At 41.4% G+C, this 26,382-nt stretch carries 24 protein-coding genes; 17 read left to right on the plus strand and 7 right to left on the minus strand.

Features of this window, described 5'->3' with window-relative positions; all coding sequences use genetic code 11:
• Positions 1 to 77: 77 nt before the first annotated feature.
• Positions 78 to 2,129, plus strand: coding sequence for a methionine--tRNA ligase (gene metG / locus AAEY97_RS04455; RefSeq protein WP_350996881.1), 2,052 nt, complete (start codon positions 78 to 80; stop codon positions 2,127 to 2,129).
• A 109-nt stretch (positions 2,130 to 2,238) separates the two neighbouring features.
• Here the strand turns inward: metG and AAEY97_RS04460 are convergent, their stop codons facing one another.
• Both AAEY97_RS04460 and AAEY97_RS04465 read right to left on the minus strand, forming a co-directional pair.
• A complete protein-coding gene (locus AAEY97_RS04460) occupies positions 2,239 to 4,164 on the minus strand; it encodes a monovalent cation:proton antiporter-2 (CPA2) family protein (RefSeq protein ID WP_162023294.1) in 1,926 nt (641 codons plus the stop codon).
• A 101-nt stretch (positions 4,165 to 4,265) separates the two neighbouring features.
• Entirely contained in the window at positions 4,266 to 5,018 is a 753-nt protein-coding gene (locus AAEY97_RS04465; protein ID WP_350997096.1) for a Nif3-like dinuclear metal center hexameric protein, read from the minus strand.
• A 424-nt stretch (positions 5,019 to 5,442) separates the two neighbouring features.
• On the opposite strand from AAEY97_RS04465, the gene AAEY97_RS04470 reads away from it, so the two are divergent.
• Positions 5,443 to 5,805, plus strand: a complete 363-nt coding sequence (locus tag AAEY97_RS04470) for a hypothetical protein (protein ID WP_350996884.1) — start codon at positions 5,443 to 5,445, stop codon at positions 5,803 to 5,805.
• Positions 5,806 to 5,964: 159 nt separating this feature from the next.
• Here AAEY97_RS04470 and AAEY97_RS04475 read toward each other — a convergent pair whose 3' ends face one another.
• The gene (locus tag AAEY97_RS04475) at positions 5,965 to 6,453 is read right to left on the minus strand and encodes an outer membrane lipoprotein (RefSeq protein ID WP_502959385.1); all 489 of its coding nucleotides are present in this window, start codon (positions 6,451 to 6,453) and stop codon (positions 5,965 to 5,967) included.
• Positions 6,454 to 6,505: 52 nt separating this feature from the next.
• Between AAEY97_RS04475 and aat the strand changes: the two genes are divergently transcribed.
• From aat to infA, 3 genes are all read left to right on the plus strand, one after another.
• Complete coding sequence (aat, locus tag AAEY97_RS04480; RefSeq protein ID WP_350996887.1) at positions 6,506 to 7,213, plus strand: leucyl/phenylalanyl-tRNA--protein transferase; 708 nt, start codon at positions 6,506 to 6,508, stop codon at positions 7,211 to 7,213.
• Complete coding sequence (locus AAEY97_RS04485) at positions 7,203 to 7,922, plus strand: arginyltransferase (RefSeq protein WP_350978047.1); 720 nt, start codon at positions 7,203 to 7,205, stop codon at positions 7,920 to 7,922. The genes aat and AAEY97_RS04485 overlap by 11 nt, the downstream gene beginning before the upstream one ends.
• 79 nt (positions 7,923 to 8,001) lie before the next feature.
• Complete coding sequence (infA, locus tag AAEY97_RS04490; RefSeq protein WP_011496276.1) at positions 8,002 to 8,220, plus strand: translation initiation factor IF-1; 219 nt, start codon at positions 8,002 to 8,004, stop codon at positions 8,218 to 8,220.
• 398 nt (positions 8,221 to 8,618) lie between these two features.
• Here infA and clpA read toward each other — a convergent pair whose 3' ends face one another.
• A complete protein-coding gene (gene clpA / locus AAEY97_RS04495) occupies positions 8,619 to 10,877 on the minus strand; it encodes an ATP-dependent Clp protease ATP-binding subunit ClpA (protein WP_101086960.1) in 2,259 nt (752 codons plus the stop codon).
• 42 nt (positions 10,878 to 10,919) lie between these two features.
• On the minus strand, positions 10,920 to 11,228 hold the full coding sequence (clpS, locus tag AAEY97_RS04500; protein ID WP_101086959.1) for an ATP-dependent Clp protease adapter ClpS: 309 nt from the start codon (positions 11,226 to 11,228) through the stop codon (positions 10,920 to 10,922).
• Positions 11,229 to 11,424: 196 nt separating this feature from the next.
• Between clpS and cspD the strand changes: the two genes are divergently transcribed.
• Positions 11,425 to 11,631 carry a cold shock domain-containing protein CspD gene (gene cspD / locus AAEY97_RS04505; protein WP_011637711.1) on the plus strand — a complete coding sequence of 69 codons (207 nt, stop codon included), beginning with the start codon at positions 11,425 to 11,427 and terminating at the stop codon, positions 11,629 to 11,631.
• Positions 11,632 to 11,786: 155 nt separating this feature from the next.
• On the opposite strand, the gene AAEY97_RS04510 is transcribed toward cspD, so the two are convergent.
• The gene (locus tag AAEY97_RS04510; RefSeq protein WP_350978053.1) at positions 11,787 to 14,012 is read right to left on the minus strand and encodes an NADP-dependent isocitrate dehydrogenase; all 2,226 of its coding nucleotides are present in this window, start codon (positions 14,010 to 14,012) and stop codon (positions 11,787 to 11,789) included.
• A 380-nt stretch (positions 14,013 to 14,392) separates the two neighbouring features.
• On the opposite strand from AAEY97_RS04510, the gene AAEY97_RS04515 reads away from it, so the two are divergent.
• The 6 genes from AAEY97_RS04515 to AAEY97_RS04540 all read left to right on the plus strand — a co-directional run bounded on the left by AAEY97_RS04515 (position 14,393) and on the right by AAEY97_RS04540 (position 20,254).
• Positions 14,393 to 15,088: a pseudouridine synthase gene (locus AAEY97_RS04515; protein ID WP_350996889.1), complete on the plus strand. Its 696-nt coding sequence runs from the start codon at positions 14,393 to 14,395 to the stop codon at positions 15,086 to 15,088.
• A 32-nt stretch (positions 15,089 to 15,120) separates the two neighbouring features.
• Positions 15,121 to 15,594, plus strand: a complete 474-nt coding sequence (locus AAEY97_RS04520) for an NUDIX hydrolase (RefSeq protein WP_350996892.1) — start codon at positions 15,121 to 15,123, stop codon at positions 15,592 to 15,594.
• A 259-nt stretch (positions 15,595 to 15,853) separates the two neighbouring features.
• A complete protein-coding gene (gene mnmA, locus AAEY97_RS04525) occupies positions 15,854 to 16,972 on the plus strand; it encodes a tRNA 2-thiouridine(34) synthase MnmA (protein WP_350996894.1) in 1,119 nt (372 codons plus the stop codon).
• A 3-nt stretch (positions 16,973 to 16,975) separates the two neighbouring features.
• Positions 16,976 to 17,608: a high frequency lysogenization protein HflD gene (gene hflD / locus AAEY97_RS04530; protein ID WP_281047853.1), complete on the plus strand. Its 633-nt coding sequence runs from the start codon at positions 16,976 to 16,978 to the stop codon at positions 17,606 to 17,608.
• Positions 17,609 to 17,647: 39 nt separating this feature from the next.
• Positions 17,648 to 19,018: an adenylosuccinate lyase gene (gene purB / locus AAEY97_RS04535; protein WP_101086954.1), complete on the plus strand. Its 1,371-nt coding sequence runs from the start codon at positions 17,648 to 17,650 to the stop codon at positions 19,016 to 19,018.
• Positions 19,019 to 19,111: 93 nt separating this feature from the next.
• Positions 19,112 to 20,254, plus strand: a complete 1,143-nt coding sequence (locus tag AAEY97_RS04540) for a ribosomal protein uL16 3-hydroxylase (RefSeq protein ID WP_350997099.1) — start codon at positions 19,112 to 19,114, stop codon at positions 20,252 to 20,254.
• Positions 20,255 to 20,397: 143 nt separating this feature from the next.
• On the opposite strand, the gene AAEY97_RS04545 is transcribed toward AAEY97_RS04540, so the two are convergent.
• On the minus strand, positions 20,398 to 20,838 hold the full coding sequence (locus AAEY97_RS04545; RefSeq protein ID WP_101086952.1) for a DUF4826 family protein: 441 nt from the start codon (positions 20,836 to 20,838) through the stop codon (positions 20,398 to 20,400).
• 284 nt (positions 20,839 to 21,122) lie between these two features.
• Between AAEY97_RS04545 and AAEY97_RS04550 the strand changes: the two genes are divergently transcribed.
• The 5 genes from AAEY97_RS04550 to AAEY97_RS04570 all read left to right on the plus strand — a co-directional run bounded on the left by AAEY97_RS04550 (position 21,123) and on the right by AAEY97_RS04570 (position 26,335).
• Entirely contained in the window at positions 21,123 to 22,154 is a 1,032-nt protein-coding gene (locus AAEY97_RS04550; RefSeq protein WP_101086951.1) for a Glu/Leu/Phe/Val dehydrogenase dimerization domain-containing protein, read from the plus strand.
• Positions 22,155 to 22,414: 260 nt separating this feature from the next.
• On the plus strand, positions 22,415 to 23,317 hold the full coding sequence (locus tag AAEY97_RS04555) for a UDP-2,3-diacylglucosamine diphosphatase (protein WP_101086950.1): 903 nt from the start codon (positions 22,415 to 22,417) through the stop codon (positions 23,315 to 23,317).
• A 13-nt stretch (positions 23,318 to 23,330) separates the two neighbouring features.
• Positions 23,331 to 25,070, plus strand: a complete 1,740-nt coding sequence (gene olsF / locus AAEY97_RS04560; RefSeq protein ID WP_182743907.1) for a bifunctional ornithine lipid synthase OlsF — start codon at positions 23,331 to 23,333, stop codon at positions 25,068 to 25,070.
• 106 nt (positions 25,071 to 25,176) lie between these two features.
• Positions 25,177 to 25,635, plus strand: a complete 459-nt coding sequence (locus tag AAEY97_RS04565; protein WP_101086948.1) for a CBS domain-containing protein — start codon at positions 25,177 to 25,179, stop codon at positions 25,633 to 25,635.
• Between the two features lie 355 nt (positions 25,636 to 25,990).
• On the plus strand, positions 25,991 to 26,335 hold the full coding sequence (locus tag AAEY97_RS04570; RefSeq protein ID WP_101086947.1) for a hypothetical protein: 345 nt from the start codon (positions 25,991 to 25,993) through the stop codon (positions 26,333 to 26,335).
• Positions 26,336 to 26,382 lie beyond the last annotated feature (47 nt).

Below are 26,382 nucleotides of genomic sequence, written 5' to 3' on the forward strand. Positions count from 1 at the left end.
TCATGTTTTGGTGAAAAAAGTCTGCTAATCAGTTAGTATCAGGCAATATTTTTGGTGTAATTTGATATCGAGACAAAATGACAAAATCACAGCGTAAAATACTGGTCACAAGTGCCCTTCCTTATGCCAATGGCCCAATCCATCTAGGCCACATGCTTGAATATATCCAAACGGATATTTGGTCACGTTTTCAAAAGTTACGTGGACATGAATGCCACTACATTTGTGCCGACGATGCTCACGGCACGCCGATTATGCTTAAAGCACAGCAAATGGGCATTACGCCAGAAGAAATGATTGCCCAAGTGCAAAAAGAGCACCAGCAAGATTTCGTGGATTTCAATATCCAGTTTGATAACTTTCACAGTACTCACAGCGACGAAAACCGCATTTTGGCCAGTGATATTTATCTAAAGCTCCGTGATCGCGGTTACATCAAAACCAAAACCATTTCACAATTATATGACCCTGAAAAGTTAATGTTCTTGCCTGACCGTTTTGTTAAAGGCACCTGCCCAAAATGTAAGTCTGAAGATCAATACGGTGATAACTGTGACAACTGTGGTGCAACTTATAGTACAACCGATCTGATAAATCCTAAATCGGCAGTCTCTGGTGCTACACCAATAATGAAAGATACCGAACACTTCTTTTTCGACCTGCCAGCATTTGAAGGCATGTTAAAAGAGTGGATTCAATCAGGTTCATTGCAACAAGAAATGGCCAACAAGCTTAACGAATGGTTTGAACAAGGCCTAAAGCAATGGGACATCTCTCGTGATGCACCCTACTTTGGTTTTGAAATCCCTGATGCTCCCGGTAAATTTTTCTATGTTTGGTTAGATGCACCTATCGGTTATATGGGCTCATTTAAAAACCTATGTGACAAGCGTGATGATTTAAACTTTGACGATTTTTGGAGTTTAGATTCTACCGCTGAGGTGTATCACTTCATCGGTAAAGACATTGTTTATTTCCACAGTTTATTCTGGCCAGCAATGCTTGAAGGCGCTGGCATTCGTAAACCGACCAGTGTTTATGCTCACGGCTATGTCACGGTAAACGGTTCAAAAATGTCTAAGTCTAAAGGCACGTTTATTAAAGCGCGTACTTATTTAGATAATTTAGATCCGGAATACCTACGTTATTATTACGCGGCTAAATTAAATAGTCGTATTGATGATTTGGATTTAAATTTAGAAGATTTCGCTCAACGAGTAAACTCAGATTTAGTCGGTAAATTAGTTAACCTTGCTTCACGAACGGCAGGTTTTATCGGCAAACGTTTTGACGGAAAATTAGCCAAGGTAACCGACAGTAGCTTAACCGACATATTCTTAGCCAAAAGCGAAGTGATTGCCGAATTATATGAAACTCGCGAATTTGGCAAAGCGATGCGTGAAATCATGGCATTAGCTGATATTGCTAACGCCTATGTTGCAGACGCAGCACCTTGGCAATTAGTTAAGCAAGACGATAAACAAGATGAAGCACATCAAGTTTGCAGTAATGCATTAAACTTATTCAGAATCTTGGTCACTTACCTCAAGCCTGTATTACCAAAACTGGCCGGTGATGTTGAAGGTTTTTTACAGTTAACCTTAACGTGGGACAATTTGGGCCAAGATTTATCAGGTCATGAAATAGCGCCATTTAAAGCATTAATGCAGCGTATCGAACCCAAAAGCATTGAAGCTATCATCGATGCCTCTAAAGAGAACTTGCAAGCCAGTAACACGGACGCACCTAAAACCGATGCGCCGACACAAGCCGTTAATCAATTAGAGCAAGATCCTATCAGCCCAGAAATAAGCTTTGAAGATTTCGCAAAAATTGACTTACGGATTGCGCGTATCAGCAAAGCGGAACATATCGAGAAAGCCAATAAATTACTGCGTCTTGAATTAGATTTAGGCGGCGAAACCAAACAAGTATTTGCGGGTATTAAATCTGCTTATGCTCCTGAAGATTTGGTTGGCAAACTCACGGTGATGGTGGCAAACCTTGCCCCACGTACAATGAAGTTTGGTGATTCAGAAGGTATGGTATTAGCTGCAGGTCCTGGCGGTAAAGATCTGTTTATACTAGAACCCCATGAAGGTGCTCAACCTGGCATGCGCGTTAAGTAACTGTTAAATACATAGAAAAAGACCGCCTCGGCGGTCTTTTCAACAGAAACACATCCAGAAAAACACTACCAGTGATTAAGTGATTAATCTACAAGTATAAAGTAGTGCATTAATGATTAGAATTAACATCAACATCTGATTTTGGCTTTGCATTAACTTCGTTCTGGATATCTACATCTTGTTGGTGAGTGGCATTATCTTCATCCATTGCCTGCTTTAATCGCTCTTCATATAACATAAACAGTTTAATAAAATCGTTACCAAAACGCTCACCCACTGATTCTTTCAACCACATATCGTATAAACGTTTTGAAGCTTCTTTTTCAACCCGCTTATAGGTTGCTTTTCGTCTCAACACATATTCTTCCGAATGACCTAATAACTGTAACGATGACAAGCTGAGTTCAAGAGCTGAATGATGCGTTTCCGACTCGACCGCGTCAGCGCCAGCCTCTTTTAATAAATGCCCATGACCACGGTCAAATGCTCTAGCAACAATCTTAAGTTTAGGGTACGTATGATGTAAGTATTTAACTAACTCCACACTACTTTCTCTATTATCGATGGCCACCACAAAAAGCGAAGCTTGTTCAATGCCAGCAGTTTTTAATAAATCTGGACGAGTCGCATCACCGAAATAGGCCTTAGTATTAATACGCCTGATAGCGTCGACCTGTGAAACCTGATAATCGAGCACTACGGTTTTAATATTATTCGAAATTAAAAAGCGATTTACCACCTGGCCAAAACGGCCAATACCCGCAATAATCACCGTGCCCTCATCATCAATATTATCCTGTTCACGCTGATTTTTTTTCACTTGAAAGCGTGGATAAATCACTTTATCGAATAATATAAATAACCCTGGGGTTAAAAACATCGATAACGCGACTACGATCGATAAAGTCTGCGCCAGATCAGTTGGAATAACATGCTGTTGAACACTGAAACTCAGTAATACAAAACCAAACTCCCCCGCTTGAGCCAGACATAACGCAAACAACCAACGATCACTGCCCTTAATCCTAAAAATCAACGCTAATAAATACAGCACAAGTGCTTTAATCAGCATAACACTTAAGGTGATTGCAATTATTTCACCAAAATCAGCAAATAGAACCGTAAAGTCGATTCCAGCGCCAACAGTGATAAAAAACAATCCCAATAATAAGCCTTTAAACGGACCAATATTGGCTTCAAGCTCATGCTTAAATTCACTGTTTGCCAGTACAACGCCTGCTAAAAAGGTGCCTAATGCGGGTGATATACCCACTAAACTCATTAATGCCGCAATGCCGATGACCAACATAAGTGCTGCTGCGGTAGAGATTTCACGAGCACCTGATTCGGCGACCATTTTAAATAATGGTCTACTGAGATAGTGACCACCTAACACCACAGCCCCAATAGCTAACACCAGTACAATGGCATATGCCCAACCAGGTAATGAGGCCACTAGGCTTAACTGCTCGTGTTGTTCACTCATACTACTAACTGCAGCTTGGGCTTTCTCAACTAACTCAGGTAAGGCTAATAACGGAATAAAGGCCAACATGGGGATGACCGCGATGTCTTGAAACAACAATACCGAAAATGCGTTCTTTCCGGCGTGGGTTTTATTGAGGCGTTTTTCAGATAAGGTCTGCAACACAATTGCGGTAGAGGATAGTGAAAAAATTAATCCTATCGTTAATGCAATACTCAGTTGGTAGCCCGCATAAATTGCACAAGCCATTACCACCACAACCGACCCCACAACTTGTAAACCACCAAGCCCCAGTAAACGATTACGCATCGCCCACAACATTTTGGGTTCCAGTTCTAAGCCAACCAAAAATAGCATCATCACCACACCAAATTCGGCGAAGTGTTGAATGGTATTGGTTTCACTGCCCACTAAACCAACAATAGGACCAATGACCACACCCGCAATCAAATATCCCAACACGGAACCCAAGCCTAATTTATTCGCTAACGGAACAGCAATGACTGCAGCGGTGAGATAAATAAAAGCCTGTAAAAAGTACTCTGTCATTGGGGGTCCTTATCGGGTAAATAATTAATATCGACTTTTACACTGCAATTACAAGTGCAAGTACAAGTGCGGGCCAATATTTAGCGATGTATTTTAATCCACTACACTGGGTTAACGATATCAATAAAATGATGGGTTAAATCAAACTTACTCGCTAAATGCTGCCCTAATGCCTGAATACCAAATTGTTCAGTAGCATGGTGTCCTGCAGCAAAATAATGCAGCCCTTGCTCCATTGCTGCATGATAAGTACGTTCTGACACTTCACCGCTTATAAACGCATCTACTCCCATTTGGGCTGCATAATCAATATAGTCTTGAGCACCACCAGTACACCAAGCCAAGGTTGAAATAGGCTTGCTGTTATCACCAATATGTAATGGTGCACGTTTAAGTACCTTAGTCAGTAATTGACTCAATTCGCTGGCGCTTAAAGGATGCTCTAAATGACCATGCCAGAGTAAGTCTTGCCCTACTGGTTCATATACTCGAGGACTAATAATCCCTAACTGGTAAGCTAGTTGGGCATTATTTCCAATACCGTGATGGGCATCAAGCGGTAAATGGTAGCCGAATAAACTCATATCATGGTCCATTAATGCCTTAATTCGGCGATACTTCATCCCAGTGATAATTTCTGGCTCGTTTTTCCAAAAAAAACCGTGATGAACAAGAATAGCATCAGCATTAACGGCCGCCGCTTGCTCAATTAATGCTTGGCATGCTGTTACGCCTGTCACAATCGTGCGGATATCAGACTTACCTTCAACTTGTAAGCCATTAGGAGCATAGTCTTTAAAGGCTGACACGTTTAAAAAACTGTCTAAATATGTCCCTAACGTTTGACGAGTAATGGTAGAGGAGCCTTGATGATGTGTTGACATAATATTTTCCTAACAAAATGGATAGAAGCCTCTGAAGTCAACTCAGAAGATAATGGGCCGTTTATCACTTACAATCCGTTGTTAAATTGCAAGCGAATCAGCCACTGAGTTGTACGATTTTTTAGGGATTTAACTAATTAACCTCTGCTCAGAATCATAAACGGTATCGTGCTAATTTTAGCTTATTTATTCAATACCTTCACTAGAGATGAGTTTAATAATTCAATGTAACTCACTGTCGAATATTTCAACAACAGCAGTCATAAACGCTGATAAATCGGACTTTATGAGGGATAAACCGACAATTCAAGCCACTAATTGGACTTTTGTAGCCTTCACACATTAAAATTAGTAACAACCTTCATTTAACATGATAACAAATAGGTTATTAACTATGACAACATTGACTAAAGAAGAGGTCATCGGCCAACTACAAATGGCTCTTGAAAAGCAGTCTGGACAAGCAGTTTCTATTGAGCAAGCTGGCAGCTGGTACAAAATTGACGGCGGCAAATCAGTGCGCTTTAGCGAACTTGAATCCATGCATGCACAACTAACTGCATCGTCAGTAAAAAAAGCACCTACTGCGCGCCAAGCAGCTATTAAGCCTGCTGCAAGGTTAACGGCAAAAACTGCAGCGAAAAAACAACCGAGTAAAAAAGTGCAATTAAACTCAGGCGGATTAACGCCTAAGCAGTTGTGGCGTAAAAAACTCGAAAACACAACCGGTCATCAAACCTTGCCGCGTGGATTTTAATCTCTATTAGCAACAACAGATCAAACAGTATTGTTAGCAAATATTGACCACAGTGTGTAAACAAAAGGAGCCTAGGCTCCTTTTGTTTTAGTTGCATTTTCACATTGCGAATAATTACATCGAGAATAATTACATCGAGAATAAATACATCGAGAATATTTACATCGCTAGGTCGACCCTGACATAACCGGTTAAGTAAACCACCCTAACCTCATCTCCGGCAGTAAAACTCATACCCGGATCCGCATCTTGGATCACCATAACTTGGCTACCATCTTCTTGCTTTATCATTAGTTCAACTAACTTAGTTTCAAGATAATATTGTTGGTTACCGTGCTGACTGCCAATGCCACCGCCAATCAACGCCCCCAAAACAGTGGCAACATCTTTACCTGAACCGCCACCAAATTGATGACCGATGACACCACCGATTAATGCACCGCCAAAGGTTTTCCAACCGCTTCGACTGTCTTCTACTAGCTGTTTCTCTGTCACATGCTTCACAGATTCAATGTGGCCGTATAACACTTTTTCAACTGGAACGGCTTGATTACGTTCGTAAGCAGCTTGGCTTTGACCACAAAACAAACAAATAGTCAGCAATACTGCAAAAAAACTCTTCACACTTACAGTTATGATTTTAAACATGGCCATTTTCCGCTAAGTTAACGATAAGGTATTACAAATAATATACTCAATTGTGAACTCACTGTCTTATTTAAATCAATCCATCGGCTTCCCGCCGCCAGAGCAAGCTCTTACTGATCCGAATGGTCTATTAGCCATCGGAGGAGACTTACGGCCAGACCGCCTAGCACAAGCCTATCACCAAGGTATTTTCCCTTGGTTTAACGCTAATGACCCCATTTTGTGGTGGTCTCCCGATCCTCGAGCGGTGTTCACACCAAGCCATCCTTTTGGCAGTAAAAGCTTAATTAAATTTCTTAAAAAGTCTTCATGGCGCTTTACCATCAATCATGCATTTTTAGATGTTGTTGCCGGTTGTGCTGGGCCCCGTAACACCCAAGATGGCACTTGGATTTCGGCCGAAATACAAATGGCCTACTATGAGCTGCATCTCCAAGGGCGTGCTCATTCTATTGAAGTATGGGATGGCGAACAGCTAGTGGGCGGATTGTATGGTATTCCGGTGGGCGGTATTTTTTGCGGTGAATCGATGTTTCATCGTCAAACAAATGCATCAAAAGCAGCCTTTGCTATACTGAATCAACACTTGGTGAAACACGATTTTCAATTGATTGATGCGCAAGTAATGAATCCTCACTTAGTTAGCCTTGGGGCTAAAGCCTTACCTAGAAGCGAGTTTTTAACGGTGCTTCATCAGTACAGAGATCGTACAACTTCAGCGTCAATGTGGAACAAACAAGAGGTGTTTATTGAATTCTAAATCTGTCAGCGTTGGAATAAGCCAGCCTTTTGATTGCAATTATATTGAAGGTAATAAAGAGCAATTGCTGGTGATCCAAGAACCGCAAATAGACGCAGCGCTGTTTGAACAACTGCTGACGATGGGCTTTCGTCGTAACGGCAATGCTATTTACAAACCTCGTTGTCCCTCCTGCCAAGCTTGTCAGCCTATTAGATTGAATGTTAATGATTTTATATTATCTAAACGCCAAAAAAGAACCTTAAAAAACAACCAAGATTTGCATTGGAAAGTCACTCATACCTCACGGCCAGAGCACTATGATTTGTATCAACGTTATATCAATGAACGTCACAACGATGGGCCAATGTTTCCTGCATCGCCAACCCAATATGATGATTTTTTATTATCAGATTGGTTACCGCCGATGTTTATTGAGGTGTTTGATCAAGAGCGATTAATTGGGGTAGCCGTAACCGATGAAATGATGAGCAGCTTCTCAGCAATTTACAGTTATTTTGATCCTGATTATGCCGACCGTTCATTAGGTTCGCTGATGATTTTAATCCAATGCCAATTAGCAAAATCATTGGGTAAACGTTTTTTATATTTAGGCTATCAAATTGATCAAAATCGGAAAATGAGCTACAAACGTCAATACCGTCCGTATCAAATTTTAACAGCACTCGGTTGGCAAGTTGGTGAAAATCTTACGGCTCTTTCTCGTTAACGCCCTTTACAGTTCAGTGTTTTTGGGGCATGATACGCCCGATTTTTTCATATTTGAAGGCTAATGGGATAACTAATTAATGGCGAAAGAAGACAACATTGAAATGCAGGGCACTATCCTTGAGACCTTGCCAAATACAATGTTCCGCGTAGAGCTTGAAAATGGACATGTGGTGATAGCCCACATCTCTGGCAAAATGCGCAAAAACTACATCCGTATTTTAACGGGTGACAAAGTCACTGTACAGTTGACTCCTTATGACCTATCAAAAGGTCGTATCGTCTTCCGCGCACGTTAATCGCTAGCCTCAACAATGTAAAAACCGACTGCCTGTCGGTTTTTTTGTTGTTATACCAAACTGCATAAATAAAGTGTATTCAACGTAAAGCAACACGCATCAAACAAGACGAATGTTCAACGTAATGGGTATCCCTTTATCAGAGCATTCAACCAGGCATCGCGATGGTTGTAATCCGTTTTGCAGAAGCACCTCATACGATCCACTACTATGTTTATTGATTTAAAAAGGGAATACCCATTTTGCTATCAATACCCATTGAATTGAACAGTAAGAAATGCTTTGAGTTGAAGGCTTATTTATAAGTAACGGTATTGGGCGCAATTAACATACATAAAAAAAGATGACCCATGGGTCATCTTTTTTAATGGCATATTTTCAAGTATATGGATTGATTCCTACGAGACTTTTTCTAACGACTCGCAATCGATATTGATCTCACCTTCTTTAACGTCAATATGCGCAATACCACCTCTTTCAAGCACACCAAACAGAATCTCATCCGCTAACGGACGTTTAATCAATTCAGTGACGACACGTGACATTGGGCGTGCGCCCATCGACTTGTCATAACCTTTCTCTGCAAGCAAGGTTCGCGCTTCATCACTAACATCTAGCGTGACACGCTTATCATCTAGCTGTGCCTGAAGCTCAACTAAGAACTTATCAACCACTTTGGCGATAACGGTCATATCCAAATGATTAAACCATACAATTGAATCTAAGCGATTACGGAACTCAGGTGAAAAGACTTTATTGATTTCAGCTAAGGCATCTTGAGTGTGATCTTGCTGTCTAAAACCAATCGATTTACGAATAGTTTCTTGTACGCCAGCGTTGGTGGTCATCACTAAGGTGACATTTCTGAAATCTGCTTTGCGACCATTATTGTCGGTCAAAGTACCGTGATCCATCACTTGCAGTAACAAGTTGAATACATCAGGATGCGCCTTTTCAATTTCATCAAGTAGCACCACACAATGCGGATTTTTAATCACAGCATCGGTTAACATACCACCTTGGTCATAACCCACATAACCTGGAGGCGCCCCGATTAAACGTGACACGGTATGACGTTCCATGTACTCAGACATATCAAAGCGAATCAGTTTAAGGTTAAGACAATTAGCTAATTGATTAGTGACTTCTGTTTTACCTACCCCAGTCGGGCCTGCAAACATAAAGCTGCCTACTGGCTTTTTCTCAGAACCTAAACCGCTGCGCGATAAGCGTATAGCAGCACTAAGGCTCTCAATCGCTTTGTCTTGACCAAATACTACCATCTTAAGGTTACGTTCAAGGTTACGTAACATATCCTTGTCAGTCGACGATACCGACTTCTCAGGAATACGCGCCAACTTAGCAATGATGGCCTCTATTTCCGCTTGACCAATGGTCTTCTTACGTTTGCTTTGCGGCATCATCACCATGCGCGCACCAGCTTCGTCAATCACATCAATCGCTTTATCAGGTAAATGACGATCGTTTATGTGTTTGGCCGATAAAATAGCCGCACTGCTGATGGCAGCTTGGGTATAACGCACCCCATGGTATTCTTCGTACTTAGATTTAAGTCCCATCAAAATTTTGGTGGTTTCGGCAACTGAAGGCTCATTAATATCAATCTTTTGGAAGCGACGCGCTAAAGCACGGTCTTTCTCGAAAATGCTTTGATATTCTTGGAATGTGGTTGAGCCCATGCAACGTAACTTACCACTCGATAATAATGGCTTAAGTAAGTTAGATGCATCCATCACACCGCCAGAAGCGGCACCAGCACCAATAATGGTATGAATTTCATCAATAAACAAAATGGCATGCTCATCAGCAGCGAGTTCTTTTAATAAGCTTTTAAAACGCTTTTCAAAATCACCACGGTATTTAGTGCCCGCTAATAATGAGCCTAAATCTAACGAATACACCGTTGCATTGGCCATAACATCAGGCACTTGCTTATTGACAATACGATAAGCTAAACCTTCAGCAATAGCCGTTTTCCCCACCCCAGCTTCACCCACTAGTAATGGGTTATTCTTACGGCGACGACACAATGTTTGAATAGCACGTTCAATTTCAGCATCACGACCAATTAATGGATCGATACTGCCGTCTTGGGCTAATTGATTTAAATTAGCAGCAAACTGCGCCAACATGCTGCGATCTTCTGGATTTTCAGATTGTTCGTCAATGCGTTCTTGATCTTGTGGTTCGCCAGAATCATCTTCTTTTGACATGCCATGAGAAATAAAATTAACCACATCTAAACGGGTAATATCACAACGACGCAGTAAATACACTGCTTGCGATTCTTGTTCACTAAAAATAGCGACGAGTACATTGGCACCAGAAACTTCGTTACGACCAGACGATTGCACATGGAATACAGCTCGTTGCAAAACACGTTGGAATCCCAAAGTGGGTTGTGTTTCACGTTCTTCAGTTGATTCTGCAATAATGGGCGTGGTTTGTTGAATGAAATTAGCCACTTCTTCTCGTAAACGATTAACATCCGCCCCACAAGCAATTAATGCTTCGTAGGCAGAAGGATTATCAATCAGCGCTAATAATAAATGTTCTACCGTCATGTATTCATGACGTGAATCTCTAGCTTGCTGAAACGCTAGGTTCAAGGTGACTTCCAGGTCTTTGTTCAGCATAAGCACCCCCTAAATTTAACCACAGACTGTGAGATATCGATTTTATACTTTCTCTAACGTACACAGTAACGGATGTTGGTTTTCTCTTGCAAACTGATTTACTTGAAAAACTTTTGTTTCTGCAATCCCAAATGGAAATACACCACACAATCCTTTGCCTTGGTTATGAATCGCTAACATAATATCTACAGCTTGCTGTTCATTTTTCTCAAAAAAACGTTGTAATACTTCTACCACAAAGTCCATCGGGGTGTAATCATCATTGTTTAGCACCACTTTATACATATGGGGTGGTTGTAGTTCAGATTCAACCTTTCCTTCAATATGTTCTACATTGCCTAATTTAGCCATTGTTTAATTCTAGCCTCTCGTTTGGTTCCCGACCACTTGATATCGTTAAATTAATTAAATGTTGTTTTTTTGTTAATTACTACTTGACATATTTTCGTACAAATTTCATTCTGTTTGTTAGGCGGCGAATACTAGACCGCTGGATAATAAGTTTTACTATCTTACTGGTAAGTAGACAACAGAAGGAAGTGGAAGTATGGCAAACGGAACTGTTAAATGGTTCAACAACGCCAAAGGATTCGGGTTTATTTGCCCTGATCAGGGTGGCGAAGATGTATTTGCGCACTATTCAACTATCGAAATGGAAGGTTATCGTACCTTAAAAGCAGGTCAACCTGTGTGCTTCGAAGTTGAAGAAGGCCCCAAAGGAATGCATGCTTCAGCCATCTCGCCAACAATCTAATTGGTGAGACTATAAAACAAAAAGACAGGGATTTTAATCCCTGTCTTTTTTATTGCCTAAAAAAACATCAACTCAATCAATTTAATACACCTTCAACTGAAGATGTATTCATTAACAGAATAACTCACACCTAGTTAGGAGAGCTCTTGTGCAGATTAACCAATTACAAACTGGTTTAATGTTGCACTAGGGCGCATTGCTTGCTCGGCTTTAGCTGCATCTAAACGGTAATAACCACCTAAATCAACTGCTGGGCCTTGTGCACCGTTCAATTCAGCAAGAATAACCGTTTCATTTGCAGCCAATGACTTAGCTAGAGGTGCAAAGTGTGCAGCAAGCTCTGCATCAGCCGTTTGCTCAGTTAATGCTTGTGCCCAATACATCGCTAGGTAAAAGTGACTACCGCGGTTATCAAGTTCACCTACACGACGTGATGGTGATTTATTGGTATCAAGGAATACACCAATTGCCACATCTAAGGTGTCTGCTAATACTTGTGCCTTAGGATTATTGGTCGTTTGGCTTAAATGCTCTAAAGACGCAGCAAGTGCTAAAAACTCACCTAATGAATCCCAACGTAAGTGACCTTCTTTTTCGACTTGTTGCACGTGCTTAGGCGCTGAACCACCGGCACCTGTTTCAAATAAGCCACCGCCATTCATTAACGGCACGATAGACAACATTTTAGCACTGGTACCCAGTTCAAGAATTGGGAATAAATCGGTTAAGTAGTCACGTAACACGTTACCCGTTACCGAAATAGTGTCTTCACCTTTGATGATGCGCTCTAGCGTAAAGCGAGTTGCATCCTCTGGCGTCATTATTTGAATGTCTAAACCAGCAGTATCTTGCTCAGCTAGATATTGAGCCACTTTCTTAATTAACTCAGCATCGTGAGCACGGTTACTGTCTAACCAAAATACCGCTGGTGTATTACTTAAACGTGCACGCTTGACGGCTAGTTTTACCCAGTCGCGAATTGGCGCATCTTTCACTTGGCACATGCGATAAATGTCGCCAGCTTCAACGTCATGGCTCATTAACACATCACCGGCTTGGTTAATCACATTAACCGTACCAGTAGCTTTAATTTCAAAGGTTTTATCGTGGCTGCCGTATTCTTCTGCTTTTTGAGCCATTAAGCCCACGTTAGGTACGCTGCCCATAGTTGTTGGATCAAATGCACCGTGCTTTTTACAGAACGAAATCGTTTCTTGATAAACACCAGCGTAACAACGATCTGGGATCATTGCTTTGGTGTCTTGTAACTGGCCATCAGGACCCCACATTTTCCCCGAAGAACGGATAGCTGCAGGCATTGATGCATCAATAATGATGTCACTAGGTACGTGTAAGTTAGTGATACCTTTATCAGAATCAACCATCGCAAGTGCTGGACGAGCAGCATAAACAGCAGCAATATCTGCTTCAATTTCGTTACGTTTAGCTTCTGGTAACGTGCTAATTTTGGCATAAACATCACCAAAACCATTGTTTACATCAACGCCTAGCTCAGCAAATAATTTACCGTGCTTATCGAACACATCTTTAAAGAACACTTTAACGGCAAGACCAAATAATATTGGGTCAGACACTTTCATCATGGTCGCTTTAAGGTGTAAAGATAGTAAAACATCTTCAGATTTTGCCGCTTCGATTTCACGAGCATAAAAATCCACTAACGCTTTTTTGCTCATCACTGATGAGTCAATAATTTCGTCCGCTAATAACGCTAAGCCGCTTTTCAATACAACGTCTTTGCCGTCTTGTTGAGTCAACACGATATTGACTTTATCAGCTGCCGCTAGAGTGACAGACTGCTCACTGCCATAGAAGTCGCCTTCGTTCATATGAGCAACGTGAGACTTAGAGTCGCTGGCCCATTTACCCATTGAATGTGGGTTTTTCTTGGCGTAGTTTTTCACTGACGTTGGTGCTCGACGATCTGAGTTACCTTCACGTAATACTGGGTTTACCGCGCTACCTTTAATTTTATCATAACGCGATTGAGCTTCAACTTCTGCGTCATTTTTAGGCTCATCAGGATAGTTAGGAATGTCATAACCTTTTGCTTGAAGTTCAGCAATACAGGCTTTTAACTGCGGAATTGATGCACTAACGTTAGGTAATTTAATGATGTTAGCTTCTGGCTTATTAGCCAATTCGCCTAATTCGGTTAGCGCATCAGCAATTTTTTGCTCTGCGGTTAACTTTTCAGGGAAGTTAGCAATAACACGACCTGACAAAGAGATATCGCGCGTTTCAACTTTTACGCCAGCAGCGTTAGTGAAAGTGCGGATAATCGGTAATAAAGACAGCGTGGCAAGTGCCGGTGCTTCGTCGGTTTCTGTGTATATGATCGTTGGAGTGTTATCTTTCATTTTGTTTCCTACATTATTGTAAATTTATAATTTATTAGAATAAATTGCGTAAGCATTTGACGGGCTTTGGTGGATAACACTCGCACAAGTTAACCGTGGTCAGCGACCATGGCACACTTTTTTATAAGCCAAGTATGTGAAATCCCCTATCCCTTTATTATTATATTTTGTTCTCAAACCTCTGAGATTTAGCGGTTAAAGCCGATATCTCAGAATGATAAATTAGGTACAGATCACAATTTTTAGGCGGACATCATAGATCATTCTTAGTAATTTTCAAATTCCACTAAGGGCGAATACGCAGTAAACTACCATAAATAGATTTATATTCGTTCACTTTTCACTCACTTGTATTAGCAAAGGATGTTAACCATACCTTTATGTCAAAAATCGGTAAATTCAGTCAATTTAAAAAAACATCTACTTACAGAACTGGCGCGTCTACAAAACCAGTTAATTCAGAGGCAACAAGTGCGACAGCCAATCGTGGCAGGGCAAAATCGCGACCGCCACAAAAACCACGGCCTGAAAATCCCGTCATCGTATTATTTAACAAGCCATTTGACGTGTTGTGCCAATTTACCGATGAAGCAGGCCGACAAACATTAAAAGACTTTATTCCAGTAGCCGATGTTTACGCAGCAGGACGTTTAGACCGTGATAGTGAAGGTTTGCTATTGCTTACCAACGACGGACAATTGCAGGCAAAGCTTACCCAGCCATCGCAAAAAACCTTTAAAACCTATTGGGTTCAAGTGGAAGGAGAACCATCAGATGAGGCAATCAATGCCTTATGTAATGGGGTTGAATTAAAAGACGGCATGACATTACCGGCTAAAGTTTGCGTAATGACATCTCCTGATATTTGGCCAAGAACCCCGCCGGTGCGAGAGCGAAAAGCCATTCCAACAACCTGGTTGGAAGTGCAAATTTGTGAAGGTAGAAATCGCCAAGTCAGAAGAATGACCGCACATGTAGGTCACCCAACCTTAAGATTAATCCGTTATAAAATAGGCAAATGGTGTCTAGATGATTTACCAAATGGTGAATACAAAGTGATCAGCACGGCAATGTAATCGCTGGCAGACGCTTTATACAAGAGGGAAATATGACTGAACGCTATAAACCTAATACTACTGTAGCTTGCGTGATCCACTGCCAAGGTAAATTTTTATTGGTTGAAGAATGCATCAACGGTGCGGTTAAATTTAACCAACCAGCGGGGCATTTAGAGGCCAATGAATCGATTATTGCAGCATGCGCTCGTGAAATTGTTGAAGAAACGGGACTTGAGCTGACACCACAAGCCTTAGTAGGGATCTATCAATTTCGGGCAGCTACAGATTTAGCCTTTGTTCGTTATACATTTTGTATTGAGCTGGCCGAGCAACAACACGCCACACCCGGTGATAATGCCATTACCGCTACCCATTGGCTTAATCTTGCAGACATCATCGCCCTTGGCAACCAGCTTCGTAGCCCATTAGTGCTAAAAAGTATTGAAGATTTTTTACAACAAACGGATAAAAACCATTCCGCACAGCACACGCCGTTATCGTTGCTCAATGTAGATTATTTTTAATGGCTTGTATTAGGCTATTTGTATGTGCCTCAAGATAGCCCATTAAGCGAATGCGTGATAGAATACGCGCCGCACAAATGCCGTATTAATTGACCGTTTACCAATTAATCTCTTCGATATGTGCAACTATAATCTCTGCGATATTCACAACTAGATAGTATTCAAGTTAACGACTAGCAAAAATCTAGCACAATCGCCTTGAAACATCGGCATTGCGGCACAATATATACATTATCTTTCTTCAAGGTTTTTAGGATTTATGACATCACTCAGCCCTACTTCAAACGGAAAAAAAGTCATTGTCGGCATGTCCGGCGGTGTGGACTCTTCAGTATCAGCTTACTTGTTAATGCAGCAAGGCTACGAAGTTGAAGGTCTGTTTATGAAGAACTGGGAAGAAGACGATACTGATGAATATTGCGCTGCAGCAGATGATTTAAAAGATGCTCAAGCGGTTTGCGACAAGCTAGGTATAAAAATGCACACCGTCAATTTTGCTGCCGAATACTGGGATAACGTATTCGAATACTTCTTAGCAGAATACAAAGCAGGCCGCACGCCTAATCCCGATATCATGTGTAATAAAGAAATCAAATTTAAAGCATTTCTTGAATTTGCCGACGACATTTTAGATGCTGATTATATCGCCATGGGCCATTATGTTCGTCGTCGTGATAATAGCGATGGCAGCGTTGAAATGCTCCGTGGGGTTGATGGCAATAAAGATCAAAGTTACTTCTTATACACCTTAAGCCACGAACAAGTTGCCCGCAGCTTATTCCCTGTCGGTGAACTTGAAAAACATCAAGTACGCGAAATAGCCCAAAAACTGGGACTCATTACTCACGACAAAAAAGACAGCACTGGCATATGCTTTATTGGTGAACGTAAATTTACTGACTTCTTAGCAACGTATTTACCAGCACAACCTGGTGATATCGAAACATCGGAAGGTGAAGTGATTGGTACACATCAAGGGTTGATGTATCACACACTTGGACAACGCAAAGGCCTTGGCATTGGTGGACTGAAAAACAGCAATGAAGACCCATGGTATGTGGTCGAAAAAGATTTAGTCCGTAATGTGCTTATTGTGGCGCAAGGCGGCAATCACCCTCGTTTAATGTCAACAGGTATGACTGCCAATCAGCTCCATTGGGTTGATCGTAAAGGTCCAGCCAATAACAGCACGATTACGGTAAAGACCCGTTATCGTCAACGTGATGTTGGATGTACCCTCACCTATGATGACGCAGACAATATTACCGTGATGTTTGATGAGGCGGTTGCCGCAGTGACCCCTGGGCAATCAGCCGTGTTTTATGATGGTGACATCTGTTTAGGTGGCGGCATAATCGATACTTTAATTCGAGGATAATCCGTGAGCCAAACTCCAGACAACATCTTGTTTGAACGCACTATGGCCTTCGCGGGTATTTTACAAGCGATTGGCCAAGTGCAGTATTTAGCACGCCACGGCGAAAGTGACAAAGACGCCTTAGCTGCTACGCTTAATACTATTTTAGTCACAGAGCCTGAATCGACAGTTGAGGTCTATCAAGATAAAGCCATTTTAGATAATGGCTACCAACTGATTCAAAATCAGCTCGGCGATGGCAGTAACAAAGATGTCGAAACCACTCGTTACTTAGTTGGCGTATTAGCGCTTGAACGTAAGCTTGCCCGCTCGCCCAATGGTTTGGGTATGCTGGCAGAGCGCATCAATCAAGTGCATCGCCAACTGGCACATTTTGCGATTACCGATGAACAAGTACTTGCCAATTTTGCCAGTATTTACAGTGATATCATCAGTGAATTAGGCCCTAAATTACAAATATCAGGTAATCCCGATTGCTTAAAACAGCCTCAGGTGCAAAACAAAATTCGTGCGTTACTGCTTGCTGCAATGCGCAGTGCGGTATTATGGCGCCAATTAGGTGGCAAACGCCGCCATTTAGTGTTTGCCCGTAAGGCCATATTTGATACAGCAAAACAAAGCCAAAATAACAATTAATCGAATCACCCTACAACAAAGTTCATCAAGGAGCTTCAAATGGATCTTTCCGCACTAACTGCTATCTCTCCGGTAGACGGTCGTTATGGTAGTAAAACCGCCTCATTACGAGGGATTTTCAGCGAGTTCGGTCTTACTAAGTACCGTGTTCAAGTTGAAATCAACTGGTTAAAGCTATTATCTAGCTGCCCAGAGATTGAAGAAGTTCCCCCTTTTAGCGAAACCGCCCTTGCCGTGCTAGACAGCATCAAGGACAACTTTAGCGAACAAGACGCCCTGCGCGTTAAAGCGATTGAAAGCACCACCAATCACGACGTTAAAGCGGTTGAGTACTTTATTAAAGAACAAATTGCCAATAATGCCGAGTTAGTCGCCATTGATGAATTTGTCCATTTTGCCTGTACCTCTGAAGACATTAACAACTTATCTCATGGCTTAATGTTAAAAGAAGCGCGTGAACAAGTGCTAGTGCCGCATTGTCAGCAGATTATTGATGCGATCAAAAAATTAGCTCATGACAATAAAAGCGTGCCGTTAATGTCACGCACCCACGGCCAACCAGCATCGCCATCAACGTTAGGCAAAGAAATGGCTAACGTTGCGGTACGTTTAGATCGTCAATTAAACCAAATCAACGCTGTTGAAATTATGGGTAAAATTAACGGTGCAGTCGGTAACTACAACGCACACATCTCTGCATACCCAGAAGTAAACTGGCATGAGTTGTCACAGCGTTTTGTCACCAGCCTTGGCATTAATTGGAACGCGTATACCACTCAGATTGAGCCACATGATTACATTGCTGAATTGTTCGATGCCATTGCTCGTTTCAACACCATCCTAATCGATTTTGATCGTGATATTTGGGGTTATGTTGCACTAGGCCACTTTAAGCAGCGCACTATCGCAGGCGAAATTGGTTCATCAACGATGCCGCACAAAGTCAATCCAATTGATTTTGAAAACTCGGAAGGTAACTTAGGTATCGCTAACGCGCTAATGCAACATTTAGCCGCTAAATTACCCGTTTCAAGATGGCAACGTGACCTAACTGACTCAACCGTGTTACGTAACTTAGGCGTTGGTATGGCTCACTCGTTAATTGCATATCAAGCAACCTTGAAAGGCATTAGCAAGTTAGAAGTGAATGAAGCACAACTTTTAGCTGAATTAGACAAAAACTGGGAAGTATTGGCAGAGCCAGTACAAACCGTAATGCGTCGTTACGGTATTGAAAAACCGTATGAGAAGTTAAAAGAACTGACGCGTGGCAAACGTATTGATGCTGCACAACTTGCAGTATTCATCGATGGTCTTGAATTACCAGAACACGTAAAAATTGAATTGAAAAAGATGACCCCAGCAAACTACATTGGCCGCGCAGAAGCCTTTGTTGATGAGCTAAAATAGTCTTATAAGCTTATACATACCATTAGCGGTCGCATATGTGGCCGCTTTTTTATTGTATTACCACTCGTTAATTATCTCGACCTGAGGTCAATGATGTACACATTAAATATTGATACCCAAGCCTTTATTAAACAGCATTGGCAGCAAAAACCACTTGTAATCAAACAGGCTTTTGTCGACTTTCAAGATCCTATCGCAGCAGATGAACTTGCCGGCCTAGCCTGTGAAGAAGAAATATCATCACGCGTTGTGGTCACAAAAGGTGATGACTGGGACGTGGTTCAAGGTCCATTTGAAGACTATGACCAATTTGGTGAAGACAACTGGCAGCTATTAGTTCAAGCCGTCAACCATTGGTATCCAGATTCTCAGCCTCTGGTCGAAGCATTTCGATTTTTACCAGACTGGCGCTTTGATGACTTAATGGCATCATTTGCCACGCCAGGTGGTGGTGTTGGGCCGCATATCGATAACTACGATGTGTTTATCATTCAAGGCGATGGCGAACGTCGTTGGAAAGTGGGCGACAAAGGTCAACATAAGCGTCGTGGTGATAACCCTAACTCACCGCTAGTTGATGACTTTGAACCGATTATCGATGTGGTATTGCAAAAAGGCGACGTGCTCTACATTCCACCAGGATACCCACATTGCGGCGAAACGCTATCGCTAGCCTTGTCATATTCGATTGGTTTTAGAGCGCCTAGCCAACAAGAACTATTAACTGAACTCGCTGATAGTTTAATCGACAGCAACCAAGGCCAAAAACGTTTTAATTCTGTGGATGAGCCAGCAACACCAGGGATGATTAGCCAATCACACCAGCAGGGTATTATGGATTTATTGACCCAATTGGCTCAAGATCCAGCCAGCTATCAAACCATGCTAGGTAAGTTACTGAGTCAAAATCGTTTCGAACTTGATATCTGTGAAGGCGAAGAGCCATTAACGGCCGATGAGTTATTGGAAGCGATTGAGCAAGGCGCGATAATTCAACGCATTGGTGGTTTGAAAGTATTGCAGTTAGAAAATGATAATGAGCAGCGTTTGTTTATTAATGGTGAAGTGTACACCTTTACTAATGTTACAAATGACATGTTACAACTATTGGCTAACCAGGTCAGGATCACGCCTGAAGAGGCCGGTTTATTCACAGCCAACCCAGCGGCAATGGATGTTCTAACCGAATTACTCAATCAAGGGTTATTCTATTTAGCCGAAGACGATTGCGAGTAATCATTAGCATATAAGTCACTGAGCTTGATGGCGGCTATCAATAAGAGCTCATCGATATGTTCTATCAAGCTCAAGATAATAAAAAAGGCACTGTGAGTGCCTTTTTTATGTTTATTACGTCAAGTTACTAGTGGCTCAGGGCATTACCCCCACAGTTTCTCATCTTGATTCATTTTATATAAGCTTTCTGCTCGCGACACCAATAATTGTGCAAACTTAAGTTGAGTAGGATCTTTGGTTACACCCGACTTGTGCAAGTTCTCTGCTTTAAGTTGCCACATCATTGAAAAATGTCTAATCGCATCACGAGCTGTTGCCGCGACTTTCACATCAACATAATCCGAAGGTAAATCACCAGACATTACCCAAAATGTTTGTTTTTTAGGTTGCTTCGATTCCATCTTCCAAATGGCTAAATAAGGAGCAAGATAACGGCTTTCGTCAGCAAGTACTTTACTTGGGATCACCCCTTTCTCAGCCAAAAAACGGTTCGCCTTTTGAAATTGAGTACGAACCCACTCTTGTCTTAATGCCTCAGGCTCTGGTGTTGGCTGTGCAACCGGCTCTGCTACTTCTTCAGTCATAATACTTCCTATCTTATTGTTATATTACAGGTTAGAACAAAAATGCAACCTGATATTCAATCTCAAAAACACTGATGCAACACAAGTTACTTTACGTTTACGTAAGGTGGCAAGCTAAATTTCCACATCAATGACAAAAATAACTAAATCATGCTTTGTTGAGAGTATCGCTAAATGCTATCGTGCTGCAATAAATATAACAAGCAGTCGTTTGCGCCTTTTGTACTCAATTAACAGAAGGTGTGAGAACTTTACTTTAACAAGCTAGCAAGCGGAGATGTCACGTGGCAGTTTTTAATCATGTTTCGTTCGATGAACACGAACAAGTGGTCTTTTGTCATGATAAACAAAGTGGTTTAAAAGCCATAATTGCAGTCCATAACACTAACCTAGGCCCTGCCGTAGGTGGTTGTCGTATGTGGAACTATCAATCGGATGATGAAGCCTTAACAGACGTATTACGTCTTTCTCGTGGAATGACTTATAAAAATGCGTTAGCCGGTCTCACCATGGGTGGCGGTAAAGCAGTGATCATCGCCGATCCTAAAACAACCGACCGCGAAGCGTTATTCCTTGCATTTGGGCGCTTTGTGAACAGTTTAGGTGGCAAATATTATTCTGCAGAAGACGTTGGCGTATCGACATCAGACATCATGATAGCCAGTCGTGAAACTGAATTTGTTGCTGGACTTGAAGGTAAATCAGGCGATCCATCGCCACTTACCGCGTTAGGCACGTACCTTGGCATTAAAGCCGCCGTAAAACATCAACGCGGCATTGATAGCCTAAAGGGGATTAAAGTCTCTGTGCAAGGCGTGGGACACGTTGGTTATTACTTGTGTAAGCATTTACATGATGCAGGCGCTGAACTGATTGTTACCGACATTCATCAAGCCTCGCTTGACCGTGTTGCAACCGAATTTGGTGCAACAGTTGTTGCTCCACAAGATATCTATACCCAGGATGTTGATGTCTATGCGCCTTGTGCATTAGGTGCAACACTTAACGACACAACCTTACCATTACTAAAAGCGACCATTGTTGCCGGTTGTGCCAATAACCAGTTAGCTGAAGTTCGCCACGGTGAAAAACTCAAGCAAATGGGTATTCTGTACGCGCCAGATTACGTGATTAATGCTGGCGGAATTATCAATGTGTCATTTGAGAAAAACTATGACGCTGCAGCCTCTACCGCCAAGGTTGAGCAGATTTACAATACCCTGCTGACTATTTTTGAACGTGCTGATAGCGAGAACCGCACTACCGGTTCTGTAGCCGATGAAATGGCTAAAGCAATTATTGATGCCGCAAGATAGTTAATCAGCTTGATATTAAGGCTTTTGAATCCCTTAATATAACTTTATAAACATGCATTTATAAAAATCAATTTATAAACATAACTTTATAAAAAAAGCTAAAAGGAAATGCCTGTGCATTTCCTTTTTTATTACTCCTCCCTCCAGATATTGCTGGTGACGGGTTCATCAAGTTGCAACAAATCGTTCACCTTAGCGTCAAATAACTGCCCTACTCTACATCAACACTGACGCAATCTGTGTATTAGGGTGAATGACGGATGATCTCACACAGCAAAAAAAGCAATCAACAACGGCAACCTTTATCTCACTTAACGCATAGTGACAAAATTCAGCATTTTCATGCGTTGTGGATATCGGATGTTCATCTAGGCAGCATTGATTGTAAAGCAGACTTTTTATTACATTTCCTCAATCATAGCCAATGCCAATACTTGTATTTAGTCGGTGACATTGTCGATATCTGGGCACTGAAAAAACGTGTTTATTGGCCCGACAGCCACAATAAAGTGATACAAAAAATCCTCGAACTGGCCAGTAGTGGCACCCAAGTTATTTACATACCAGGTAATCATGATGAGGCTTTCAAAGATTATGCCGACAGTCATTTCAGAGGTATTACCCTCGTTAAACAGCATATTCATCAGTCTCTGAGTGGTAAACGTTTTTTAATACTTCATGGCGATCAATTTGACTCACAAGTATGTGTTAGTCGTACCTACGCAAAATTAGGCGACCATTTATATGATGTGTTGTTGTGGCTAAATCGTCAGTTACACAGAGTAAGAAGCCGCCTAGGATATCCATATTGGTCACTAGCCAGCTACATAAAACTCCGCGTCAACAAAGCTCAGCAAGCCATTAACCAATACCGAGATGCCGTACTGCGCTATGCCATTAAAAAACAAGTCGACATGGTGATATGTGGCCATATTCATCAGCCAGAATTATCACAGCATACGATTAATAACCACATCATCACTTACGCAAATGATGGTGATTGGGTTGAAAATTGTACTCTCATAGCAGAGACAGAATCTGGAGATGTGCAGTTGCTTAAGTGGGATGAACAAACGTTGCAAGCTACAGCAGTAAACACGATTGATTTTGGCAGTTCAGAGGCTACATCAATCATCACGCCCCAAAAACAGCACGTTGCATAAATAAGGCTAAAATATGATATTTACTGTTGATAATATGGTCGAAAAAAACCTGCCAAATGTGCATAACAAGCCTTGGTTAGCCGTGCCGACTAAAGCCATGTTGCGTTACTTGCTTCATGAAAAGCAGTGTAATGACATTGCCAACGAACATGCGCATTTATCCGGGGTCGATTTTGTTGAACAAATTCTTGCCTGTTTGAATTTCAGTTACAGCGTCCCCAATAACGAAATTGAAAATATTCCCATTGAAGGTCGAGTGGTGATCTACGCCAATCACCCTATCGGTTCACTTGATGCGCTGGCATTAATCAAACTGATTAGTCAGGTGAGACCAGACATCAAGGTCGTTGCCAATGAATTACTAATGGCCATTAAACCGCTTCATTCCATTTTATTGCCAGTACGTAACATGACTGGTGGAACACCGAAACAGCACTTAAATGAAATTCATCATCACCTCAAAAATGAAGGTGCGGTATTGATTTTCCCCTCAGGTGAAGTATCGCGTTTACGCCCTACGGGTGTCACTGACTTACATTGGCACAGCGGATTTTTAAAAATGGCTCGCGCCTGTAATGCGCCGCTTTTACCTATGTATGTTGATGCAAAGAACTCCGCTACATTTTATGGTGCTTCAATGATTTACAAACCATTAGCGACGTTATTGCTGGTCAAAGAAATGTTTAAACAAATGGATCATGTGATGCCAGTGCGGATTGGCCAATTAATAGCAAAAGAAGTTGTCAGCACTCAAGACTTTCCGCTTAAAACTAAAGTGAATCTGCTTAAAAATCATTTATATCGCATTGGTAAAAATCGCAGTCCGTTATTCATTACCCAAAATGCCATTGCTCATCCTGAAAAACGCAGTGAGCTACAACAAGCATTACAACAATGCGAATTGCTCGGTAAAACCCAAGACAATAAACAAATCTATTTATACAAGCATACTCACAGCAGTCCTATTATGCGTGAGATTGGCCGGCTTCGTGAAATCGCCTTCAGAGCCGTGGGCGAAGGTACCGGTAAACGTCGCGATACCGATAAATATGATAATCACTATTTTCATTTAGTGTTATGGGATAAAGACGAATTAGAGATTGTGGGTGCCTATCGTTTTGCCAGTGCCAAAATGCTCCACGAATCCATTGGTGAAAATGCGCTGTATAGCCAATCACTATTTGAATACCACGATGCGTTTGCTCCCTATTTTGACCAAGGACTCGAACTTGGCCGCAGCTTTGTGCAACCTAAATATTGGGGCCGCCGTAGTTTAGAATATTTGTGGCAAGGTATTGGTGCATTTTTAATTAAAAACCCACAGTATCGTTACCTCTTTGGGCCTGTGTCGCTAAGCGATAGTCTACCTGTCCCCGCCAAAGAGATGCTGGTATTTTTTTACCAACATCATTTTGCCACCAAACACGTTTTAGCGACTTCATTTAATTCATATCAATTCACCGACGAACGTCAGCATCAATTGCATCAGTTATTTAATGGCGATGACTATGCTGAGAACTTTAAAATACTCAAACGGACGCTATCGAATATGGGTGTATCAGTACCGACGTTATTTAAGCAATATGGCGAATTGTGCGACAACAATGGCGTACAGTTTCTCGACTTTGGTATTGATGCAGAGTTTGGTGACTGTATCGATGGTTTAGTGTTAGTCGATATTCATCAGTTAAAGCCGATAAAATATCAAAAATACTTGGCTGGTCATTTACCTGAAAACAAAATTGCATCTTGACCAGATACAAGCTTATAACGTGAGTAAGTCGTTGTCATTGGCCGTTAAATGATTGTTACACTGATATTTATCTGATATAAAAGAATAAATACGTGGAGAATCGCTTATGACAACTGCTACTGAATTGTTGACAGAGACATTACCTGATAACCCGACTAAACATCTCTGTGTCGCGGACATCATGACTACGCGAGTGGTTACCATAGAGATGGATGACCGGCTGACACTGGCCAAAGAAATTTTTGACAATGTCAGCTTTCATCATCTACTCGTGGTTGATAACGAGCAATTGAGCGGCATATTGTCTCATCGGGACTTTCTACGGGCACTCAGTCCTAATATCGGTACCGCTGCTGAATTAATTAGAGACACTGAAACCCTGCATAAAAGGGTTCATCAAGTCATGACTCACAATCCATTCACTATTGCTCCTCATTGCGATATCAACCAAGCAACCAGACTTATTTTAGACCACGATATAGGGTGTTTACCGGTATTAGACAACAACACCATCGTGGGCATTATTACTTGGAAAGATCTATTGAAGGCCTATTACGTGAAGTAAATGGTCTGCTTTTCATCTATTTAATCGTTAACAAAAAATAGTCTGCCTGTTACTACTGTATTTTTGAACTGTTCTTTTGATCTGTTCTTTTGATCGAATACTCATGTATAAGTTCCGTATATTATCCGTATATTCCGACAATACAACCCTGCTTCATTTATCATCAACCGCTAATATTTAAATGCCGAAAAATCATATTTTGGCAATAGCTCTTCCAAAAAATAAATATTACTAAGCTTGCCAACTAGATAGCTTCATTTCGTAAATTGTTCATATTTATATGCTGGAAAATGTCACATTACTCTGCTTTTATTAGACACAGGGCTCGTGGCTATCATGTGATAAGGACAGCATTATGATTAAGTTTACATACCACCTCAATCAAGACAACATTGAGTTGCAAGCGAGTAATTGGTGCGGACTAGAACGAGTATTTATTAATGGCAAAGTGGTGTCACGCAAGTTCAACTTTGGTTTACAAAGCATGCATGATGTACTGCTTAATAATGGCAAAAAGTGTCGTTTTCAATTAATAGTCGATCCACAAACAGAATTAGTCTCTTGCCGTATTTACAAACAAAACCAATTGGTGACTATTTTAAATCAAGGTAAAAAACAGCTACAAAAAAGCCAGTTCCTAATCGAAACTAGCTTCGTTGTTGTGTGTGTTGGCATGCTCAGCTTGTATTGGTTAACTTAAGTTAAACATAACCAATGAGATTGGTATAACACAAGCTGGCTTAGGTA

The organism is Shewanella sp. TB7-MNA-CIBAN-0143 (assembly GCF_040310065.1).
In the GTDB taxonomy this organism is placed as follows: Bacteria; Pseudomonadota; Gammaproteobacteria; order Enterobacterales; family Shewanellaceae; genus Shewanella.

Excerpts from the sequence above, each read along its gene's own strand:
- metG (WP_350996881.1), top strand. The coding sequence starts at position 78 with ATGACAAAATCACAGCGTAAAATACTGGTCACAAGTGCCCTTCCTTAT.
- AAEY97_RS04460 (WP_162023294.1), bottom strand. The coding sequence starts at position 4,164 with ATGACAGAGTACTTTTTACAGGCTTTTATTTATCTCACCGCTGCAGTC.
- AAEY97_RS04470 (WP_350996884.1), top strand. The coding sequence starts at position 5,443 with ATGACAACATTGACTAAAGAAGAGGTCATCGGCCAACTACAAATGGCT.
- AAEY97_RS04475 (WP_502959385.1), bottom strand. The coding sequence starts at position 6,453 with ATGTTTAAAATCATAACTGTAAGTGTGAAGAGTTTTTTTGCAGTATTG.
- infA (WP_011496276.1), top strand. The coding sequence starts at position 8,002 with ATGGCGAAAGAAGACAACATTGAAATGCAGGGCACTATCCTTGAGACC.
- clpA (WP_101086960.1), bottom strand. The coding sequence starts at position 10,877 with ATGCTGAACAAAGACCTGGAAGTCACCTTGAACCTAGCGTTTCAGCAA.
- clpS (WP_101086959.1), bottom strand. The coding sequence starts at position 11,228 with ATGGCTAAATTAGGCAATGTAGAACATATTGAAGGAAAGGTTGAATCT.
- cspD (WP_011637711.1), top strand. The coding sequence starts at position 11,425 with ATGGCAAACGGAACTGTTAAATGGTTCAACAACGCCAAAGGATTCGGG.
- AAEY97_RS04510 (WP_350978053.1), bottom strand. The coding sequence starts at position 14,012 with ATGAAAGATAACACTCCAACGATCATATACACAGAAACCGACGAAGCA.
- AAEY97_RS04515 (WP_350996889.1), top strand. The coding sequence starts at position 14,393 with ATGTCAAAAATCGGTAAATTCAGTCAATTTAAAAAAACATCTACTTAC.
- AAEY97_RS04520 (WP_350996892.1), top strand. The coding sequence starts at position 15,121 with ATGACTGAACGCTATAAACCTAATACTACTGTAGCTTGCGTGATCCAC.
- mnmA (WP_350996894.1), top strand. The coding sequence starts at position 15,854 with ATGACATCACTCAGCCCTACTTCAAACGGAAAAAAAGTCATTGTCGGC.
- purB (WP_101086954.1), top strand. The coding sequence starts at position 17,648 with ATGGATCTTTCCGCACTAACTGCTATCTCTCCGGTAGACGGTCGTTAT.
- AAEY97_RS04540 (WP_350997099.1), top strand. The coding sequence starts at position 19,112 with ATGTACACATTAAATATTGATACCCAAGCCTTTATTAAACAGCATTGG.
- AAEY97_RS04545 (WP_101086952.1), bottom strand. The coding sequence starts at position 20,838 with ATGACTGAAGAAGTAGCAGAGCCGGTTGCACAGCCAACACCAGAGCCT.
- AAEY97_RS04555 (WP_101086950.1), top strand. The coding sequence starts at position 22,415 with ATGATCTCACACAGCAAAAAAAGCAATCAACAACGGCAACCTTTATCT.
- olsF (WP_182743907.1), top strand. The coding sequence starts at position 23,331 with ATGATATTTACTGTTGATAATATGGTCGAAAAAAACCTGCCAAATGTG.
- AAEY97_RS04565 (WP_101086948.1), top strand. The coding sequence starts at position 25,177 with ATGACAACTGCTACTGAATTGTTGACAGAGACATTACCTGATAACCCG.
- AAEY97_RS04570 (WP_101086947.1), top strand. The coding sequence starts at position 25,991 with ATGATTAAGTTTACATACCACCTCAATCAAGACAACATTGAGTTGCAA.